This is a genomic window from Xylanibacter rarus, assembly GCF_001275135.1.
Taxonomy (GTDB): domain Bacteria; phylum Bacteroidota; class Bacteroidia; order Bacteroidales; family Bacteroidaceae; genus Prevotella; species Prevotella rara.
The window spans coordinates 1-4,127 of the sequence record NZ_LFQU01000062.1 but is presented as its reverse complement, the minus strand read 5'-3'; the positions used below and the strand labels follow the sequence as shown (position 1 = coordinate 4,127).

The 4,127-nt window shown below is 33.8% G+C and carries 5 protein-coding genes; all 5 read left to right on the top strand.

The genetic code is table 11. The features are described from left to right. Positions 1 to 288, top strand: a 288-nt coding sequence (locus ACU52_RS14440; protein ID WP_316936660.1) for a DapH/DapD/GlmU-related protein, incomplete at its 5' end; no start/stop codon positions are given. Continuing rightward, positions 288 to 1,358, top strand: coding sequence for a glycosyltransferase family 4 protein (locus ACU52_RS14435; protein WP_053399314.1), 1,071 nt, complete (start codon positions 288 to 290; stop codon positions 1,356 to 1,358). The genes ACU52_RS14440 and ACU52_RS14435, both read left to right, overlap by 1 nt. Beyond that, positions 1,355 to 2,107 carry a WecB/TagA/CpsF family glycosyltransferase gene (locus tag ACU52_RS14430; RefSeq protein ID WP_053399313.1) on the top strand — a complete coding sequence of 251 codons (753 nt, stop codon included), beginning with the start codon at positions 1,355 to 1,357 and terminating at the stop codon, positions 2,105 to 2,107. The genes ACU52_RS14435 and ACU52_RS14430 overlap by 4 nt, the downstream gene beginning before the upstream one ends. Before the next feature lie 386 nt (positions 2,108 to 2,493). Further along, the gene (locus tag ACU52_RS14425) at positions 2,494 to 3,390 is read left to right on the top strand and encodes a beta-1,6-N-acetylglucosaminyltransferase (RefSeq protein ID WP_053399312.1); all 897 of its coding nucleotides are present in this window, start codon (positions 2,494 to 2,496) and stop codon (positions 3,388 to 3,390) included. Positions 3,391 to 3,689: 299 nt separating this feature from the next. After that, the coding region (locus tag ACU52_RS14420; RefSeq protein WP_316936659.1) for a type I phosphomannose isomerase catalytic subunit at positions 3,690 to 4,127 on the top strand (438 nt) is incomplete at its 3' end.

Here is a 4,127-nt window from a genome sequence, read left to right as displayed (position 1 = left end):
AATACAATTATTGGAAAATATGTAATGATGGCTCCTGAAGTATATATAATAGATAATAATCATATTTCGGATGATATAAATATTCCCATGTGTTTTCAAGGAAAAACTCCAAATAAAGTTACAATTATAGAAGACGATTGTTGGTTAGGTGCTCGCGTTATGATTATGCCTGGGAGAATAATAGGTCACGGAAGTATACTTGCCGCAGGAGCTATAATTACTAAAGACGTTCAACCATATAGTATTGTTGGTGGAAATCCTGCAAAACTGATAAAAAAACGTAAATAATGAAGTACATACAAAATAGCATTTCAAAAAAGATACTTTTCCTTGGTGTGTCCATGAAAACCAAGGGAGGTATGACTGCAGTATTGGTTTCATATAAAAAGTATATCGAAGGAATGCAGTTTATACCAACATGGAAACTAGGAAACAAATTAGTAAAATCATGGTATGCATTGCAGGCCATCATGCGTACATGGATTAAATGCACATTTGATAAGAATATAAAAATTGTACATATTCATGGAGCTGCAAATGCCTCATTTTACAGATGTAAGATTTTTATTAATTTGGCAAAAAAGCTAGGCAAGAAAGTTATATTGCATGAACATGCAGCAGATTTTGTTGAGTTCTACAATAATACGACTAATAAAGCCGACATAACAGAAACAATCAATAAATGTGATAAACTGATTGTTTTATCTGAATCGTGGAAACACTATTTTATTTCTATCGGTATTGATCAAAATAAAATATGCGTATTAAATAATATCGTTTCTCCTCCTGAACTAAAACCAATAAAGCGAATTGATGATAAACTACATTTGCTGTATATGGGAGAAATAAGCAAAAGGAAAGGGGCATTCGATTTACTAAAAGCCATTTGTAAAGAAAAAGAGTTTTTTAAGGATAAACTCTTATTAAGAATGGGCGGAAATGAAGTTGACGGAGACATAAATAAGTTTATCAAAGATAATGGATTAGAAGGCTTTGTAAGTTATGAAGGCTGGATTGCCGGTGAGCATAAAAAAGAATGCCTAAATTGGGAAGATGTTTATATTCTTCCTTCATATAATGAAGGCTTGCCTATTGCGATATTGGAAGCCATGAGCTATAGTCATCCTGTAATATCAACTCCCGTAGGCGGTATTCCTGAAGTTGTTGAGAATAAAAGAAATGGTATATTGGTAGAACCCGGAAATCAAGAGGAAATAGCTGATGCCATAAAATATTATATTGAGAACAAAGACGAGATAAAAACGCAGGGTGAAAACGGATATAAAATAGTTAAGGACTTTTTCCCGGAAAAAGTCTTTAACGACTTGAACAATATTTATGAAACATTACTAAAATGAAGACAATAAACTTTTTGAATACAAGAATTCAAGTTATAACTCAAAAAGAACTATTGAAGAACTTGAAAAAAGGCGTATTGATAACTCCTAACGTAGACCATCTGGTAAAGCTTCAGAAAGATAAAGACTTTTATGATGTTTATCAAAAGGCAGAATGGGTGGTATGCGACAGTAAAATATTATACCTGATGTCTAAACTGCTGAAAGATCCGTTGCCGGAGGCTATTCCCGGAAGCAGCTTCTTTACTGCATATTATATGTATCATAAGGATGACACTGACTGCAAGATATTCTTGCTGGGTGCAGCAGAAGGTATAGCAGAGAAAGCTAAAAGAAACATCAACGAAAAAGTGGGCCGTGAGATTGTTGTCGGCGCACATTCACCTTCGTATGGATTTGAGAAGAAAGAGGCAGAATGTGAGGAACTGATAAAGATTGTAAATGAAAGTGGCGCAAACGTTGTTCTTGTAGGTGTAGGTGCGCCCAAACAGGAGAAATGGATAATGAAATATCGTGACAAGATGCCAAACGTGGATGTGTTTATGGCTCTTGGCGCAACGATAGACTTCGAGGCTGGTACGCTGAAACGTGCGCCTATGATATGGCAGAAATGCGGAATGGAGTGGCTGTATCGTGTGATAAAAGAACCAAAGCGCCTGTTTAAGCGTTATTTTGTTGACGATATGCAGTTCTTCTATTACTTCACTAAGCAGTTGCTTGGCATATACAAGAATCCATTTGAGAAATAAGAATTCTTATTTCCTGAACAGCTTTGCTATTATGGCTATAGGTACAAGTATTATAGCCGAAAGATAAGACAACACTATACGAAAAAACGATTTCATTGGTGCAAAGATAATAAATTATTTTTGTATATATTTTGCTATTCAAGTGTTTTGACAATAATAATATTCATATTGTAATTATTCGTCTATCTTGAATATTTAAGATATTATGGCTTTAGTGAATAAAAAAGCTAGAAGAATTTTAGACTATATAACAGGTATATACTAATGTGCCGGCGAATCTGTGTTTCGCCGAAATTGAGTATTAAAACCGAAGGTCAGCGCAGCTAATCTCCTAATATTCTATTCCGGCGGAGCACAGAAATAAACAATTAAAAATTTATATTGATATGATTAGAAATAGGCATGCATACTTAATTATAGCCCACGATCAACCTGAGCTATTACAAATCTTAATCAGTCTTATCGACGATGTACGTAACGATATATTTATTACCATTGATTCACGAACGGATATAAATATATTCAAAAGCATAAAAGCTCAAAATAGTAATTTATTCTTTACTCAACAGAATAATAATTGTTGGGGCAGTGTTAAGCTAGTAGAAACTGAATTTTTATTATTTGAAACAGCCCGAAAGAAAGAACATTACTCATATTATCATTTGCTTTCGGGACAAGACTTACCGATAAAGTCTCAAGACTATATACACCAAGTATGTGACAAGTTACAAGGAAAAGAATTTGTAGAATTTGAAAAAGAATCTCCACAATCTCTTAAAGTATTAAATAATAAAACTAGATATTTCTATATTTTACAAAACCACTTTAGATGTAATAATATCTTTGAAAAAATTATTGTCAGGTTAATTCAAAAAAGCTTTTTATCACTGCAAAATGTATTTCAAGTTAGAAGACGTTATAAACTTGAACTTAAAAAAGGTTGTCAATGGGTTAGTATTACTGATAATTTCTGTAAATATCTTATAGAACATAAAGAAGAAATATTACAAATGTTTAATCATACTTTTTGTCCTGATGAGATTTTCTTACAAACAGTATTATGGAATTCACCATATAAAAATAATATATATGATTATGAAGACGAATATCATTCATGTCTAAGATATATTGATTGGAAAAGAGGGGAACCATATATATGGAAAGAGAATGATTTTGATGAATTAATAAATAGCACAAACAAATGCTTTTTTGCACGTAAATTCAATGTACAAGACAAAAATTTAATAAATAAAATAGTAATGTTTTTAAATAAAAACGAGTAAATATGTAAATTCAATAACATTATATATATAAGTTGATTGTTTCTGTAATTAGTAATCATAAGCTGTATGAGTGGTTCCTGAAAAGGATTTGCATAAATCACATGACGGTATAGTTTAAGTGAAGAGGGAAGAGTAAAAAATCCAATAGTCTAGTTGTTTCTTGTCGCAAGCACTACGTTGGCTATTGACTTTAACGACTATAACTCCTAACATGAGGCCCAACACCATTGGATTGACTAACGTCGAACTTTGTTTCTTCTCTTTTCTCTGTTCACTTAAATTTTAAAAAAGACTAAACCATGCTTTATCCATTATTGTTTAAGAATAACATTTATTCTAAGGTCTGGGGCGGTAATCTGCTGAAGACACTTAAAGGTATTAGTGACGGTGATACAACTCCTATGGGCGAGAGCTGGGAGATAAGTGCCGTGCCGGGTAAGGAATCGGTAGTGGGCAACGGCTCACTGCAGGGACGCAAGCTTAACGAACTTGTGACGGAATATAAGGAAGAGCTGATAGGACGCACGGTGTATGACATGTACGGCGAGACGTTTCCGCTGCTGATAAAGTTTATCGACGCTGCGAAGGACTTGTCGATACAGGTGCATCCCAACGACGAGATGGCAAAGAAATATCACGACTCGTTCGGCAAGACGGAGATGTGGTATATTATGGACACAAAGCCGGGAGCTAAGCTCTACAGCGGCTTTAAGAGTCTGATATCGAAATATGAATAT